The organism is Psychrobacter sp. 1Y4, from assembly GCF_051847555.1.
Genome location: NZ_JBPYDE010000006.1, coordinates 196275 through 212702, shown reverse-complemented (window position 1 = coordinate 212702; position 16428 = coordinate 196275). Strand labels below are relative to the sequence as shown.

At 42.6% G+C, this 16428-nt stretch carries 12 protein-coding genes; 5 read left to right on the top strand and 7 right to left on the bottom strand.

Annotated features, from left to right (window positions below):
- The first annotated feature begins 24 nt into the window (after positions 1-24).
- From ACS8FC_RS07350 to pdxH, 4 genes are all read left to right on the top strand, one after another.
- The gene (locus ACS8FC_RS07350) at positions 25-2049 is read left to right on the top strand and encodes a mechanosensitive ion channel family protein (RefSeq protein WP_439296318.1); all 2025 of its coding nucleotides are present in this window, start codon (positions 25-27) and stop codon (positions 2047-2049) included.
- A gap of 347 nt (positions 2050-2396) precedes the next feature.
- On the top strand, positions 2397-3869 hold the full coding sequence (guaB, locus tag ACS8FC_RS07345; protein ID WP_058368540.1) for an IMP dehydrogenase: 1473 nt from the start codon (positions 2397-2399) through the stop codon (positions 3867-3869).
- A 189-nt stretch (positions 3870-4058) separates the two neighbouring features.
- A complete protein-coding gene (glmM, locus tag ACS8FC_RS07340; RefSeq protein ID WP_058368541.1) occupies positions 4059-5423 on the top strand; it encodes a phosphoglucosamine mutase in 1365 nt (454 codons plus the stop codon).
- 42 nt (positions 5424-5465) lie between these two features.
- Entirely contained in the window at positions 5466-6134 is a 669-nt protein-coding gene (gene pdxH / locus ACS8FC_RS07335; RefSeq protein ID WP_439261604.1) for a pyridoxamine 5'-phosphate oxidase, read from the top strand.
- Positions 6135-6252: 118 nt separating this feature from the next.
- On the opposite strand, the gene ACS8FC_RS07330 is transcribed toward pdxH, so the two are convergent.
- The 7 genes from ACS8FC_RS07330 to ACS8FC_RS07300 form a co-directional block, all read right to left on the bottom strand.
- Positions 6253-7569 (bottom strand): HlyD family secretion protein, encoded by a 1317-nt coding sequence (locus ACS8FC_RS07330; protein WP_439296317.1) that lies wholly within the window; start codon positions 7567-7569, stop codon positions 6253-6255.
- Between the two features lie 101 nt (positions 7570-7670).
- Positions 7671-9287, bottom strand: a complete 1617-nt coding sequence (locus tag ACS8FC_RS07325) for an efflux MFS transporter permease (RefSeq protein WP_439296316.1) — start codon at positions 9285-9287, stop codon at positions 7671-7673.
- Between the two features lie 261 nt (positions 9288-9548).
- Complete coding sequence (locus ACS8FC_RS07320; protein WP_439261601.1) at positions 9549-10184, bottom strand: glutathione S-transferase family protein; 636 nt, start codon at positions 10182-10184, stop codon at positions 9549-9551.
- A 48-nt stretch (positions 10185-10232) separates the two neighbouring features.
- A complete protein-coding gene (locus tag ACS8FC_RS07315; protein WP_439261600.1) occupies positions 10233-10910 on the bottom strand; it encodes a type 1 glutamine amidotransferase domain-containing protein in 678 nt (225 codons plus the stop codon).
- Between the two features lie 216 nt (positions 10911-11126).
- Positions 11127-12176, bottom strand: coding sequence for an NADP-dependent oxidoreductase (locus tag ACS8FC_RS07310; protein ID WP_439296315.1), 1050 nt, complete (start codon positions 12174-12176; stop codon positions 11127-11129).
- 202 nt (positions 12177-12378) lie between these two features.
- Positions 12379-13596, bottom strand: coding sequence for an iron-containing alcohol dehydrogenase (locus tag ACS8FC_RS07305; RefSeq protein ID WP_439296314.1), 1218 nt, complete (start codon positions 13594-13596; stop codon positions 12379-12381).
- A gap of 398 nt (positions 13597-13994) precedes the next feature.
- Complete coding sequence (locus ACS8FC_RS07300) at positions 13995-14597, bottom strand: TetR/AcrR family transcriptional regulator (protein WP_439296313.1); 603 nt, start codon at positions 14595-14597, stop codon at positions 13995-13997.
- A gap of 302 nt (positions 14598-14899) precedes the next feature.
- On the opposite strand from ACS8FC_RS07300, the gene ACS8FC_RS07295 reads away from it, so the two are divergent.
- Complete coding sequence (locus ACS8FC_RS07295; protein ID WP_439296312.1) at positions 14900-16390, top strand: aldehyde dehydrogenase family protein; 1491 nt, start codon at positions 14900-14902, stop codon at positions 16388-16390.
- Positions 16391-16428: the final 38 nt, after the last annotated feature.

Sequence of the window (16428 nt, the reverse complement as noted above, 5' to 3'; positions counted from 1 at the left end):
TGTCATTCAAAAATGCATAAAAATATGAATACTTTAAGAAGTGTTATTGGTAAAGACAATAAGCAAGTCAGCCATTCTATACAAGATAGTCACGCGATGCATTATGAGAGGCGCTATAAAGCGCTGCAAATACTATTAAGCTTTTTTATCATTGCACTGAGCGCTCTTTGTATTCCTACTTATGCCGCAACTAGTAATAATGAACTCAGCACTAGTGAACAAAGTGTCAGTGAGTCAAATCCTAACGCTCAAGATGATCCAAAAACTCAGGTAGCTGCTAAAGCAGAAAATTTGATCGACTATACGGCTCAAAAAATTAACACAATCAAAAAAGAAGGCGTGAGTGTCTCTGGAGTGACAGAAGAGATATTCGATCCTACAGAACTCAATGCTGTACAGCAGTCTGGAAATTTACAAGGTGATGCAGGATTAAAAGGGGAGTATAACGAAGGCTATTATATTTTAGATAAGCTCAATACAGGTTTGCCGCCCTTATCTGAGCTGCCAAACCTGTCAACGCCACTGGCCACTTTGGAGTTCTTTCAATCAGCGGTGATGAAGCAGCAGTTTGATTTGGCTGCTTATGCGCTCAATATGAACCTGATTGACAGTGAAGTTCAGCGCAGTCGCGCCCTTGAATTAGCCAAGCGACTTGATTTTTTGTTATCTGAAAAAGAGCTTTATGTATTCGATGACCTACCAGACCGTCCTGATGGTTTAATCAAGCCGCCACTTGGTAATGCCAGTAGCGTCATGGGCATTCCTAGACGCTCTATTCAACTGGGTTACATTGATTACCGCGAACGCCGAGTGCCCATTTATATAGAACGTGTACAAGTTAACGACGATGCACCGATTTGGGTTTTTTCAGCGCAGACCGTTGGCAATATTGATAATCTTTATGAGCAGTATCATCCCGCCGAGTTCGAACGTCATTTACCCATGTGGATGAAGCTACAGTTTTTTAGCATCGCATTATGGGAGTTTTTGGCTTTATTTTCATTTTTCTTATTTACCATGGCGATGGGTTGGCTACTAAGTAAAGGCACTGAAAAAATCATTAGCCACTATATTGATGACGATCAAAGGTATAGCACCTATGTAGGCAGTACTAATGGTGTGGCGGATTTGGTAAGTAAGCTGACGGTACCATTAACTTTTAGCATCAGCTTTTCGTTAGTTTTTACTTTAGTATCAGGCGGTTTTCCATATCTAGACGCGGTAGCGTCATCGACCCGTCCAGTTATTTGGATTGGGTTGGTATTTAGTACGATGTGGCTTGGTATACGCGTTATTAACTTTTTTGCCAATCGCTATCAAGACATGCAGATTGAAAACCTATCTGAAGAACACCTGGATAAGGAGCGACGTCGTCGTACCTATGTGTCGATATTTCGTCGTGTCTTTATTTTTGCCATGATTCTCGGCAGTATTTGGATCGGTCTTAGTGAATTTACTAATATGGAAGGCCTCGGTACGACCTTATTGACCTCGGCTGGTATCGCTGGTGTGGTCATTGGTATAGCCGCACAGCCCATATTGGGTAACATCATTGCTGGTGTACAGGTAGCGGTAACCCAGCCGGTCCGTATCGGCGACACCGTGATGATGGAGGGCGATTGGACTACTATTGAAGATCTGCGTTATACCTACGCGGTGCTAAAGACATGGGATGAGCGCCGCTTAATCGTACCAATGCGTCATCTCATTACTGAAGTGGTAGAAAACTGGTCACATACTGAAGCGCATCAGACTTGTGTGGTCTATCTATACGTTGATTATGGAGCAGATATCGATGCTGTTCGAAACAAGTTTAGTGAGCTGGTTAAAGAGAACGAATTTTGGGATGGTGAGACAGATCCTCAAATGCTAACAGTGTCACTAAGTGAAAACACGATTAAATTACGCGGTAGTCTGGCGTCTGATAGTCCTATGAATGCTTTTTATTTAGAATGTGAAGTGCGTGAGCAGATGCTCAGCTATCTATATCAGGAACAAAAAGAGTATCTACCAGCCGAGCGTTTAATATTTAAAGATAGGGACGAATAACGAATGATTGGTTGATACTTTCTATTAGCAAAATAAGCGAGTAAATATAACATGCGATTTACGCGCTTATTTGTTATAATATGGCGTTATTTTTAAGGGATAATTAAGACAGCAAAAGTAAGGCGACGCTATATTTGCGCTAACCAACAAATGGTAAATGAATGGCAATCTTCTAGTGTTTTATTTAACTGGTACATTGTTTACTGTTCAAAGCCTTATAAACCAAAGTATTGTGAGATAAAGTCTTTAGCTAAAGATTAGATATCATAAAGTTGCATTGGTACTCTTGATAGACCGTCTTAATACGAGTATCCCGCCCATCAAAATAACCACCACTAGAGGTCTGTATGTTGCGAATTGTCGATGAAGCCTTAACCTTTGATGACGTTTTATTGTTACCAGCCTATTCTGAAGTCCTGCCAAAAACTGCCAACTTGTCTACGCGTTTGACCAAAAACATCACCCTTAATTTACCGCTAGTATCTGCTGCTATGGACACGGTAACTGAGTCTGAGATGGCAATCACTATGGCACAGTTAGGCGGGATGGGTATCTTGCATAAAAGTATGGATATCGTCAAACAAGCCACGCAAGTACGCCGTGTCAAAAAGTTTGAAGCAGGTACAGTGGTTGACCCTATTACGGTACATCCTGAGATGACCATCGGTGACTTATTAAAGTTGACCCAAGATAACAACATCTCTGGTGTGCCTGTGGTAGAGAAGGGCACAGATAAAGTCGTTGGTATCGTGACTCATCGTGATTGGCGCTTTGAAACTAATTTGTCGTTGCCTGTTAGCCATATCATGACGCCAAAAGAGCAATTGGTCACCGTTCATGAAGGCGAAAGTAATGAAAATATCAAAAAACTACTTCATGAGCATCGTATCGAAAAAGTCATCGTTATTGATGATGAATTTCGCTTGCGTGGTCTAATCACGGTCAATGACTTTGCCAAAGCCGAAAATAATCCCAATGCTTGTAAAGATGATCAAGGTCGCTTACGTGTTGGTGCCGCTGTCGGTACAGGCGCAGATACGCAAGCGCGCGTTGAGGCATTAATCGACGCTGACGTAGATGTTATCGTGGTAGATACAGCTCATGGTCACTCAAAAGGAGTGGTGGATAAGGTTTCTTGGATCAAGAAAAACTATCCGAATGTGCAGGTTATCGGTGGTAATATCGCAACGGGTGATGCGGCCAAAGCATTGCGTGATGCAGGTGCTGATGCAGTTAAAGTAGGTATTGGTCCTGGCTCTATCTGTACGACGCGTATTATCGCTGGTATCGGTGTGCCACAAATCTCAGCGATTGACAACGTTGCTAGTGCCTTACAAGATAGTATTCCATTGATTGCTGATGGGGGTATTCGCTACTCAGGCGATATGGCAAAAGCCATCGCTGCTGGTGCGTCTTGTATTATGGTAGGCTCGCTTATGGCTGGTACTGAAGAAGCGCCGGGCGAAGTGGAGCTATTTCAAGGCCGTTATTATAAAGCGTACCGCGGCATGGGCAGTCTTGGCGCGATGTCAGGATCAAACGGTTCGTCAGATCGTTATTTCCAAGATGCCAAAGATGGTGTAGAGAAGCTTGTGCCAGAAGGTATCGAGGGCCGTGTTCCTTATAAAGGTCCAGTCGCTGGTATTGTCAATCAATTGGTCGGTGGTCTGCGCTCATCAATGGGTTATACAGGCTCAGCAACCATCGAAGATATGCGTACCAAACCGCAATTTATCAAAGTCACTTCAGCGGGTATGAAAGAGTCGCACGTCCATGATGTACAGATTACTAAAGAAGCACCAAACTATCGTGTGGACTAAACTGACGTATTAACCAAATTAGCGCTTTAAATATTCATTCTTTGATATATAATGTCTTAGAATACAACAGTCAACAATGCTCGTGTATTGTTGGCTTTTTTTATAAAATAAATTTAGTGGACAGACTATCATGCCTAAAGGCGTTTGGATTCTGTTATCTCTAACAGCTATCACAAGGATATAATCATAATGAGCTATTTTGGCACCGATGGTATACGTGGAAAATTTGGACAACTACCTATTACACCAGATTTTATTTTAAAATTGGGCTATGTAACAGGACGGGTGCTTATAGAGAATAATGATAATCCTAATCGTAAACCTAGTGTGGTCATCGGTAAAGACACCCGTCTTTCAGGTTATGTGATTGAGGGAGCACTGCAAGCAGGCTTTAACGCAGCAGGCGTCGATGTACATATGCTAGGTCCGCTACCCACACCAGCTATTGCGCATATTACTCGTAGCTTTCATGCTGATGCTGGTGTTGTTATTTCAGCCTCGCATAACCCTTACTATGATAACGGTATCAAGCTGTTTTCAGGCGATGGCAAAAAGCTAACTGATGAGATGCAAGATGCTATCAACGATAAATTGCAAGCGATGATGAATCCTACTAACGACGACTTACTGATGCCTATCATAGATCCATCGCAGTTGGGTAAGCATACTCGTATCAATGATGCTACAGGTCGCTACATCGAATTTTGTAAAGGAACTTTTCCTTATCAATATGATTTGAGTCATTTGACTGTTGTCGTAGATTGCGCCAATGGTGCAGGCTATAGCGTCGCCCCAAGAGTCATGCGTGAGCTTGGCGCTACTGTAATACCTATTAATAATAAGCCTGATGGTATCAATATTAATGCCGACTGTGGCTCAACACATCCTGAAGGTCTGCAAAAAGCGGTATTAGAATATGATGCAGACGTTGGCATTGCACTAGATGGAGATGGAGACCGTATCGTCATGGTAGACGAAACGGGTAAGCTGGTTGATGGTGATGGCATCCTATATGTGCTTGCTACTCAAGGACAGTCACGTGTTAAAGGCGTTGTTGGAACCTTGATGAGTAATATGGGCCTAGAGCTTGCACTACAAAATGCAGGAATTGAGTTTACTCGTGCGAAAGTCGGTGATCGCTATGTTATGCAAGAGCTTGCCGCCAATGATTGGTTATTAGGCGGCGAGCCATCAGGGCATATATTATGTTTGGATAAAAGCCGTACCGGTGACGCCATTATTGCAAGCCTGCAAGTACTTGCCGTTATGCAATCAGAGGGCAAAGCATTAAGTGAGCTAACAGAAGGGTTTGAAATCTTACCGCAAAAGCTTGTCAATGTCCGCTTGAATCAAATGCAAGATCCTTATGAGCAAGAAGAGTTGGTGCAAGCTTTTGATAAAGCACAAGCTACTTTGGAAGGTCGAGGTCGTCTGCTTATTCGTCAATCAGGTACAGAGCCTATGATTCGAGTGATGGTTGAGTCAGATGATGAGATTGAATGTGATGTCATGGCTAACGACTTAGCAGATAAAATCAAAGCAGTACTAGGTTAACCGTTTAATATAATGATCTTAAGATAAGGGAATAGAGTGAGCATGGACTTTACTGACCAGCGTTTGTCATACGAAAAAGGCAGTCTTGATCAGCAATCAATACCAGCATCACCGTTTGAGCTGCTAAAAACTTGGATGGATGAGGCGATAGCGCAGCAAGTACAAGAGCCATACGCTATGAGCCTAGCAACTTGCGGTACAGACCAAAAACCGAGCGTTCGTATCGTCCTTATGCGCGAGATTACCGATACTGGTATTGTGTTTTATACCAATTACGAAAGCGCTAAAGGTCAAGATATCAGCGAGAACCCTAATGCTGAGGTACTGTTCTTTTGGCATGAGCTTGAGCGTCAAATTCGCATTAGTGGTAGTGTTGCTAAAATAGATACCGATAAATCTGCCGCTTATTTTCAAAAGCGTCCGCATGATAGCCAAGTAGGCGCGTGGGTCAGCCAACCACAAAGCGGTGAAGTGGCTAATCGTGAAGTGATGGAACAAACGTTTGAGACGCTGCAAAACGACTATCCAGAAAACAGCCAAGTACCAACGCCAGAATTTTGGGGTGGTTACGAGATTACTATTCATGAGATAGAGTTTTGGCAGGGACGTGCCAGCCGCATGCATGATCGCATTGTCTATACTCGTGATAGTAATAGCAATAATATGAATAAAAACGATGCTAGCTGGTCTACCAAGCGATTATTACCATAATCTGATACTCTGATATATCGTTAATAATAAAAATGTAGCCATAAAAGGCCATGCTATAGCTTGTGTTAACACAAGCTATAGCATGGCCTTTTATGGCTACATCGTACACTGTATAGCGCTATTCTTTGGTATCAACACTTGCTGACACTGACATGCCAGGACGTAACTGTGCCAGCGCTGCTTGGTCTTGATCTAAGTCAATACGTACCGGAATGCGCTGAGCAATCTTAATGTAGTTACCAGTAGCAGGATTAGATGCACCCGCGCTAAATTCGCTTCCTGTTGCTGGCGAGATGTTACTGACATGACCGTAAAATTCGGTACCGCCTAAAGCATCGACATGAACAGTAGCAGGCTCACCGACAGTCATATTTGCAACTTGAGTTTCTTTAAAATTGGCAATAACCCAGACGCCTTTTGGAACAATATACATCAGCTGTGTACCAGCACTAACGTATTGTCCAGTCTTGACGCTAACTTGGCTCAGTTGACCTGATTCAGGCGCGGTAATAATCGTATTTTCTAGATTGATCTGCGCTTGCTTGGCACCAGCTGCCGCGTTTTTGATATTGGCATCAAGTGAGGAGCGACTATTACTGGTTTTTTTACTGGCCTCAATTGCTACTTGTAAATTGGCCTCAGCTTGCTGTACGCTCGCCTGTGCTTGAGCCAGCTGAGCTTTTGTATGGGCAACATCCGCCTTAGACACAGCGCCAATCGCATCAAGTCCTTCATAGCGTTTGACATCTTCACGTGCGCTATTAACACTGACTTTAGCACTATATAAGTCAGCCTCGCGTGCTTCGATTTGCGCCTGACTTGACTGCGTATCTTGCACGTTGCTTAAGCGATCGGTGTCTGCTATTTCGATGTTCGCCTGCGCTTGTTCCAGCTGCTGCTGAAAGGCACGATCATCGATCTTGACGAGCAGATCGCCTGCTTGCACATTTTCAAAATCTTGTACGGCAACTTCTGTCACGTAGCCTGAGACTTGTGGGCTAATAATAGTGGTTTGGCCCTTAACAAAGGCGTTGTCGGTCTGCTGCAGCGTTGGTGTGAAAGGTGGCAGTTTCCACGCATATAGGATCAACGCTATACCAATAACAATCAACCCAACAAGCAAAACCAAATTAAATAGTGATTTCTTTTTTGGTGACCAGCCTGTAGGTGCAGGAATAGGTTCAGTGGGCGGCATCGGTGTGTCATTTCCCGTTTCAACGGTTACGCCATCTGTATTTATCTTATCATTGGAGTCTTCAGGTTTATTTAAGACAGCGGTTGTTTGGTGCTCAGATGTCTCAAGCTTGGTAGTTGCAGGCTCAGGTATGTTGCGGGTCTCGGCTGACGAGTCCACAGGCGTAGCGATTTGTTGTTCAGACGCTTTGTTAGGCATGTGTGCATCATTAGAGCCATAAGAAGGTTTTTTGTCATTCATGATGCACTCCCAAGGAATTTATTAAACATAGTAAGTAACTTTAAAAAATAATCGTAAGGTAATAGTAGAGGTAGAACACCCAATAAAATTCACACTATCCGCTATTTCTTGCCCATCATCTCTGCTAATGCGGCCAGCTCCTTGCCAAGCGGATTGCGCTTATGATAACGATAATAAAAATAAACTATCAATAAGTATAGGGTCGCGATAGTGGCGCTCACTGCCATCAAAAAGAACAAATCATCATAGGCGGCGACCGCTGCTTGACGCTGAATGCCTTGTAGTATTTGTGGCAGCGCAGCAGTATTAACTTCATTCATTGAGCTGACCATATCAGCATAGTGCATTTGGGTGCGAATGGTCGTAAAGGCTTGAATGCCTGCCGCGCCTGCTAAGCCTCCCACGGTTTGGGAAATTCCAAAGATGACTGAAAAGCTGATAATGTAAGCTGGACCGTTGGCAATCGCACGAAACATACCTTCAAATACCATAGGCCCCATAAAATATACCGCAGCAAAAGCGATCATAAACTGACTAAGATAAAACATATATGGCGCAGAGTTTAGAGATACGCCTGTATCTAGCCAAGCACCAACAGCAATCAGGCCAACAGAAAAAATAACTGGACGACGTAAATCCATTGCATTGGTCTTAAAAATACTCAGCACTAATGCTAGTGCGCTAGCGACCAATATCACTGCATAAAAAACAACCAGCTGATCATTGCCATAACCTAAATTGGCCAGTAGTCCTGCTGCACCAACGTTTTGTTCTGATAGCAAAATACGCATCACAGCGCCTGTTATCATAAATGCGATGATAGTACGGCTACGCATCCAGCGCACTTGTAGCATAGGACTCTTGCGATGCGTTTCAATCCATAAAGCAATAGCTATCGTGGCTACTGAAATGATTAGTGGATAACTTAACCAAGGTGTCGTCCACCATAAAATCCGTCCTTGCACCAAGAACACAGATAATGCGGCAAGACCTGTGGCAAAAAAGGCAAAGCTCAGGATATCAAGCTTTTCAAATACCTTTTCGGTATTACCAGGTGGCAGCTCAAGAATATTAATAAGCCCAAAACATATCAGTGCAAGGCCAAACTCAAACAAAAACAAATTTTCAAGTTGACCATCAATCGCTAAATAAGGTGAGATAATACGTGATAGCGGAATACCAAACTGCACCAGACCAAATCCTAAAATCAGTCCACTAATGCGCCGCGCAGTAGGCATGCCTTGTAGACAATAAAAAATAGACAATACTGTCATCGCACTAGCTACCACCCCACTAAAGCCACGCGCGATAAGTTCTAAATAGTAAGGCTCAATACTAATGCCAGTCGCACCAGATAATAGGTTGCTACTAACCAACCACTGCATACTAGTCGCTGATAACAAAAAGAATAAGGTAATTTTGCTAAACAACGACATACCAAACTGCTGACGTATTTTATAAAGCAAGACAGTAATGCAAACATTGGTCATGTTATAAGCGACAGATATCCAGCCGCCTTCAACAGGGGTTAAGCCCATGTCACCTTGAATTTGAGTAAGGTTAGCGACCAATAAGCCGTTTTGAAAACTGGCGGTTAGACCGATAAAGATACCGATGAGTAAGTAGAGTACCTTGCGACGTGTAGGATGATCAGGGGTAGCAGGAGAGCCCAACATAAACGGCTGTTCATGGGGCTTAAATTGGTATTCAGCACTCATATTCAGTACTCAAGGATAGAGGTAATAGGCATGGATGAATAAATAAAGTCTTATCAGAGCTTGTAAGCCGTTTATAAACTACGGCCTTGCAAGTATTGACTGACGATGATCAATAATAGGACAAAAAAATAGCTCAAGATACACTTGAGCTATTTTATCATATTCGGCATATGGTATTTAAGGCGCTGTCGAGATGATTAAGTAGTAATCTATATAGAATCATCAGAATAACTGTCAGTTTCAAGAATTACTTAAATGATTCTATACTGAGCTTGATTGGTCATGCTCGGCTTCAAGACGCATTGCGCTTTGATAGCTATCAATATTAGCAAGCTGTAATGCATATTGCTTGATATGAGGATAATCCTCTAGCTGTTTACGCTTAGCCAGCATAATCAAATCAAACGATAGCATGAAGTCCGCACCACTTAACTTGTTGCCAACGATAAAGGATTTATCCTTTACTTCATCATTTAGATAGTTAAGCAGCTTGTGTTTTTCTGCACCGATATAGCCATTCAAAAACTCATTATTGTTGATGCCGGCTTTATTAATAAACAATTCAAGCAATAAAGGCACCATGAGCGAGCTTTCAGCAAAATCTATCCATTGTAGATAATGTCCATAGTCGCTGCTATCTGTAGCAGGACGCAAACTCTCAGGTGCAAAGCGCTCAATTAATATTTGGGTGATCGCTCCTGATTCTGCATACATCACCCCATCTATTTCGATAACGGGCGATTTACCAAGTGGGTGTACTGCTTTAAGACTGTCCGGTGCCAAGTTGGTGTTGGCATCACGTTGATAACTGACAATCTCATAGGGTTCGCCAAGCTCTTCTAAGAGCCAAAGCGTACGTAGCGAGCGCGATTGATTAAGATGATGTAAACGAATCATAATATTGGCCTTTTTTGCTTAGTATGTGGTATTAATCATCGAATGCTATTAGCCTTTAAGCTTAGCAATCAAACGTTTGGCGGCTTCTTCTGATGAGGCTGGATTCTGACCTGTGATGAGCAGACCATCTTCGACCACAAACGATTCCCAATCAGCGGTTTTTTCATAGTTGCCACCATTGGCTATCAGTGCATCTTCTACTAGGAATGGCACCACATCGGTAAGGCCAACCGCTTCTTCTTCAGTGTTGGTAAAGCCAGTAACTGTCTTGCCTTTTACCAAGTACTCACCGTCAACCTTGACGTTTTTGAGTGCGGCAGGAGAGTGACAAACAAAGGCAACAGGCTTATCTTGCTTCACAAAAGTCTCAATCAAATTGATAGAGTCTTTGTCGACTGCCAAATCCCATAATGGGCCATGACCACCAGGATAGAATACTGAGTCGAAGTCTTCTGCTTTCATGTCAGCAAGTTTTTTGGTGTTGGCAAGATGTTTTTGCGCATCGGTGTCTTCTTTAAAACGCTTGGTATCTTTCGTTTGCGCATCTTCAGTATCGCTACTAGGATCAAGTGGTGGCTGACCACCAGCAGGAGAGGCAAGGGTTACATTGACCCCAGCATCAAGAAAAGCATAGTAAGGGGCTGCAAATTCTTCTAGCCAAAAGCCAGTTTTTTTACCGGTATCACCCAATTCATCGTGTGAAGTTAGTACCATTAAAATATTCATAGTTGTCCTTTTCTATTAAAGTGATTTTTAAATTATTGATGGTTAGCAGTCACGTTAAATAATTATACTTAATCAGTAGTTGTATTAACGGTGACTGCTAGCCGTATCCATGTAACAGTATTCATGGTAAAGATGTCATTTTCAGTAGTTGTCTTAACAAGTTGTGTTGTTAAGTCGTTATTTACCACTGACTTAAATTTCGTTAACAAATCTTGATTATTTAACGTCAGCTACTTTGACTACTGTTTTACCGAAGTTATCGCCATTTAGCATACGAACAAAGGCATTTGGTGCATCGTCTAAGCCTTCAGCGATGGATTCTTTGGTTTTAACATCACCTGACTCTACCCATTTGCTCATGGTTTTGAGGAACTCTGGGAAGTGATCGCCATACTCTTCAAAGATGATAAAGCCTTTAATAGTGAGACGACGGCTCAACACATTGCCCATTAATACACTCAAACGATCCTTGCCATCAGGTAGTTCAGTCGCGTTGTATTGTGAGACCAGACCACATACTGGGATACGTGCATGAGCGTTTAGTAATGGCATGACCGCGTCAAATACTTTACCGCCGACATTTTCGTAATAGATATCGATACCATTTGGGCAAGCAGCTTTTAATTGCTCAGCGAAGTCGTCCGCTTTATGGTCAATACAGACATCAAAGCCTAGCTCATTGACAGCGAAGTCGCATTTTTCTTTACCGCCTGCGATACCAACGGTGCGTGTGCCATATTGATTACCAACTTGACCAACCGTTGCGCCAACGGGACCTGTTGCGGCAGCGACGACCAGCGTCTCACCTTTTTGTGGTTTACCGATATCCGTCAAACCCATATAACCAGTAAAGCCGGGCATACCCAATACGCCTAAACCATAAGAAGGGTTTGGCATATCTTTATCTAATTTCAGCACGCCTTCGCCATTACTGACGCTATAGTCTTGCCAGCCTGAATTTGATACAACCAAATCACCGACGGCAAATTTATCAAGGTTAGATTCAACGACTTGAGCAACCGTTGCGCCCATCATCACATCACCCACTTCTAGAGGATCTGCATAGCTTTTAGCATCGCTCATACGTCCACGCATATACGGGTCTAATGACAAATAGACAGTACGTAGCAGCATCTCACTGTCATTTGGGGTTGGGATATCGCTGGTTGTCATGTCAAAGTTTTCAGCTTTTGGCGCGCCATGAGGGCGACTCGCCAATTTAATTTGGCGGTTTATTTTTTGATTTTGTTGTTTATCAAAGCTCATTTTAATAATCCTTTTTATTTATTGGTTTGAGGTTTTAAAGTATAGTTTTGGTTTTAGAGTATAGATTTTAAAGTTAGCGGCCACTCAAAAGTGAATGGCTACTAATAATGAAAACAATATGCAAAGCTGCTGTTTTATATAAAGTTGTTGTTGTTATTTGCTTATATTCTCAGCTTACAGCGTCTAAAAGACTTTACGACTATTAAGCGGCGCTGGTTAATGAACGCTCTAAGATACGACGTGATACTTCTAAGTCATTGTTACCATGTTCGCCCAGTTTTACCATGTTGTGCGCTTCAAGCTGCTTGATAATCGGGTCAATCGCTGACTCATCTAATTCAGCATCTGCTAAGCTAACTGGTAGGCCGAGGCTACGGAAGAAGTTCTCAGTCTTAACGATAGCAGTCTCGATGATGCTGTCGTCGTCTTGTTTTGTATCAGTATTGCTATCAATAGCCCAAACGTTACGGGCATATTGAAGTAACTTGTCTTTTTTGCTTTCTTTCAGCTCACGCAGGACTGATGGCAATAGAATGGTAAGGGTGCGGGCATGGTCAATGCTATGTAATGACGTTAATTCGTGACCAATCATGTGTGTCGTCCAATCTTGTGGTACACCCGTACCAATGAGGCCGTTAAGCGCCATGGTTGCCGTCCACATAATATTCTTACGTGTTTCTAGGTTTTCTGAATCTGCTTTAACTGCTGCACCTTCCTCAATTAGGATCTTAAGTAAGCTCTCAGCGAAGGCATCTTGCACTTTCGCATTGACTGGATACGTAAGATATTGTTCCATTACATGGACAAAGGCATCAGCAACCCCATTCATTACCTGACGTTCAGGCAAGGTTAGCGTCTTAGTAGGATCTAAAATTGAGAACTTAGGGAAGACTAGTGGACTACGGAAAGGTAGTTTTGCTTGACGTTTACTATGGTTGACAACGCCGCCATTATTCATCTCAGAACCAGTCGCTGGAATAGTCAATACGGCACCCAAATCGATAGCAGTATCAATATTTGAACAACCACTGAGCAGTGCATCCCATGCTTTTTCACGTGAGACAGTGCTGTCGTCCTCGGTAAGTGAGGACACGAGCGCGACAAATTTACTGCCATCAATGACTGAACCACCGCCAACCGCTAATAAGAAATCAATGTTATGCTCATTAACCATATCAGCAGCTTTAAGCAAAGTATTGAACTCTGGGTTTGGCTCAATACCGCCAAACTCAAATACTTCGCGGCTACCACTTGCTGCTAGTGCAGTTCTGACTTCATCTAAAGTACCTGTACGTTCAGCTGAGCCGCCACCATAAGTAATAAGTACTTTTGCATCATTAGGTACTAAATCTGATAGCTGTGCGATTTGACCTTCACCGAAGACGATACGTACTGGGTTGTAATATTGAAAGTTTTTCATAAAATTCCTAAAATCTATTGAATGCTGACTGAGTATATGAGTTGTAAAACGGACTGGAAAATTATCCAGTTCGTTTTTGTGTATGTGGGCATTGTACAGTAATTAGACCGGTCGTCTAGTGCTCTTTACAAAACTCTCGTATATTTATAATTTATGAGAAACTGATTATAAAAATTGGAAGGCGAAAATATTCGCGCAGAACTTAGGGTGCGAACCTAGTAGTACATATGCTGTTAAGCGCTACTTAGATTATTTTGAGAGTGGCTTAGTTAGAACTAGAGTTAGGTGACCGGAGACAAACAAATGAGTATATCTAAAAGATAGTAAATCTTAAAAATACTTTTGCAAAATCGAGGTTAAGTATAGAAAAGAGCTAGGTATAGAGAAAAGAGCCGCTATTAGCGACCCATCTCAGTAGTCGTCATCTGCCATACTTCTGCAAGTGGCGTATTGGTTTGACTAATCTTAGCAATCAAACTGGCACCAAGCCATGCAAAGTACCAACGTTTCGCCATGCTCTCAGCTGCGATATTATCAGGTTGCGGTACTGAGTTACCCGACCAGCCAGCTTTGATTTGTTCCGCAAGCCACGTAATGGTTTGTTGATAACCAGCATTTAAAGCGATACGCATCGGCTCTGACATGTCAGCAACTTCAGCACTGAGCTTGACGACTAAGCACTTCTCATGATCACAGCCATTTTGCTGAGTGTCATACCAGCCTTGGAAGTAGTCATACAGCTTTTGCTGAGAACTGACATCTTGTGCGCCAATACTCTCTAGTCGCATTTTATAATTTTCAAAATAATGCGTGATAATGGCTTCCCCAAAGGCTTCTTTTGACGCAAAGTAGTGATAAAAAGAGCCTTTCGGAATACCTGCTGTGTCTAAAATTTGTTTGATGCCAACAGCGGTAAAGCCCTTTTTAGCAATAAGCTGATAGCCTACTTCTAAAAGATGGGTCTTGGTATCAGGTGGAATCGTGGTTGCATTAGCAGACATAATAGTAATGCCCTCCTAGTGTGCTATTGTTTATTAAAATAGGTGATGTATGGTTATGACGTTACGTTTTATCAACAATGTTTAGAGCGGAAGCAGTCTTGTTTTATCTATCTTCTATGTTAACATTAGACCAGTCGTCTAGCAAGCTTAGCTTCTGATCTAATAGCTTTATCGCCTATATAAGGTATATAGATCTACAATCTTGCTAGCGCTTTTTTATGATTTTCGCAGAATGTTTTATAAAGAATAATTTCAATTAACATTACACTAATAATTATCACAACCAATCAAGGATAGTAGTTATGACAACCAATAATACTGATAGCAATAACAACGCCTATAGCGACTTTCATTTGCAGTATATTGCAGGTGAGTGGCAGAGCGGACAAGATGACAGCATCAATACTAATGTCAATCCATATAATGGCGACACGCTGGTCGAGATCAAACAGGCTACGAAAGATCAGCTTGATGAAGCCTATCAAGCGGCAACTACTGCACAAAAAGAATGGGCGCAAAAGACGCCAGCTGAGCGTGCCAGTTTAATGTACAACGTCGTCAATGTCTTAGATCAGCGTCAAGACGAAATTGTCGATTGGCTTATCAAAGAGTCGGGCAGTACGCGTATCAAAGCAATGGTGGAGTTCGGTAGTGCGCGTGCGATTACACTTGAAGCCGCAAGCTTTCCTAACCGCGTCCATGGTGAGATTCGTGCATCAAATACGCCTGGTAAAGAAAACTTCGTCTACCGTGAGCCAATCGGTGTCGTAGCCGTCATTAGCCCATGGAACTTTCCGCTACATCTTACGCAGCGTTCTATCGCACCTGCACTAGCCCTTGGTAACGCGGTCGTACTTAAGCCTGCAAGCGACACACCTATTACCGGCGGTTTATTGTTAGCAAAAGTATTTGAAGAAGCGGGTCTGCCAAAAGGATTACTCAACGTCGTCGTCGGTGCGGGCAGTGAGATAGGGGATGCCATCGTCACTCATGACATTCCAAGCTTTGTATCATTTACTGGTTCAACCTCAGTCGGCAAACATATTGGTGAGCTGGCCAATGGGGGCGAATACATCAAGCAAGTCGCGCTTGAGCTAGGTGGTAACAGTCCATTTGTGGTATTAAAAGATGCCGATATTGAGCAAGCAGTCAAAGCCGCAGCCTTTGGTAAGTTCCTCCATCAAGGTCAAATCTGTATCGCTATCAATCGTATTATCGTTGAAGACGAGATTTATGATGACTTCGTAGAGCGCTTCTTGGCGCATGTTAAAACCTTAAACGTCGGTGATCCGAATAAGCAAGATACGGCAGTCGGCCCAATCATTAATGAAAAACAAGTCAAATCACTGAAAGAAAAAATCGTTAAAGCACAGAAAGAAGGTGCCAAAATGATTTTGAGTGGTGAGATTAAAGGTCAAGTAGTACCGCCGCATATCTTTACCGAAGTGTCTCGCGAGATGGACTTATCGTGTAATGAGGTATTTGGACCAGTGGTCGGTATCATCCGTGCTAAAGATGAAGACGATGCATTGTCGATCGCCAACGCTTCTATGTATGGGTTGTCTAGTGCTGTATTTACATCGGACATGCAAAAAGGTCTGTGTTTTGCACGTGGTATCAGAGCTGGCATGACCCATATTAATGATATCTCAGTCAACGATGAGAGCAATGTACCGTTTGGCGGTGAGAAAAACTCAGGTATTGGTCGCTTTAATGGTGAGTGGATACTTGAAGAGTTTACCAGAACGCATTGGATATCAATGCAAAACGAACCGCGTCAATATCCGTTTTAATTTAGCCATTTTAATTCAGCCGTTTTAATAGTGCTTTC

What these genes read in the sequence shown, in the direction of transcription:
- ACS8FC_RS07350 (WP_439296318.1), top strand. Translation starts at nt 25, where the DNA reads ATGAATACTTTAAGAAGTGTTATTGGTAAAGACAATAAGCAAGTCAGC.
- guaB (WP_058368540.1), top strand. Translation starts at nt 2,397, where the DNA reads ATGTTGCGAATTGTCGATGAAGCCTTAACCTTTGATGACGTTTTATTG.
- glmM (WP_058368541.1), top strand. Translation starts at nt 4,059, where the DNA reads ATGAGCTATTTTGGCACCGATGGTATACGTGGAAAATTTGGACAACTA.
- pdxH (WP_439261604.1), top strand. Translation starts at nt 5,466, where the DNA reads ATGGACTTTACTGACCAGCGTTTGTCATACGAAAAAGGCAGTCTTGAT.
- ACS8FC_RS07330 (WP_439296317.1), bottom strand. Translation starts at nt 7,569, where the DNA reads ATGAATGACAAAAAACCTTCTTATGGCTCTAATGATGCACACATGCCT.
- ACS8FC_RS07325 (WP_439296316.1), bottom strand. Translation starts at nt 9,287, where the DNA reads ATGAGTGCTGAATACCAATTTAAGCCCCATGAACAGCCGTTTATGTTG.
- ACS8FC_RS07320 (WP_439261601.1), bottom strand. Translation starts at nt 10,184, where the DNA reads ATGATTCGTTTACATCATCTTAATCAATCGCGCTCGCTACGTACGCTT.
- ACS8FC_RS07315 (WP_439261600.1), bottom strand. Translation starts at nt 10,910, where the DNA reads ATGAATATTTTAATGGTACTAACTTCACACGATGAATTGGGTGATACC.
- ACS8FC_RS07310 (WP_439296315.1), bottom strand. Translation starts at nt 12,176, where the DNA reads ATGAGCTTTGATAAACAACAAAATCAAAAAATAAACCGCCAAATTAAA.
- ACS8FC_RS07305 (WP_439296314.1), bottom strand. Translation starts at nt 13,596, where the DNA reads ATGAAAAACTTTCAATATTACAACCCAGTACGTATCGTCTTCGGTGAA.
- ACS8FC_RS07300 (WP_439296313.1), bottom strand. Translation starts at nt 14,597, where the DNA reads ATGTCTGCTAATGCAACCACGATTCCACCTGATACCAAGACCCATCTT.
- ACS8FC_RS07295 (WP_439296312.1), top strand. Translation starts at nt 14,900, where the DNA reads ATGACAACCAATAATACTGATAGCAATAACAACGCCTATAGCGACTTT.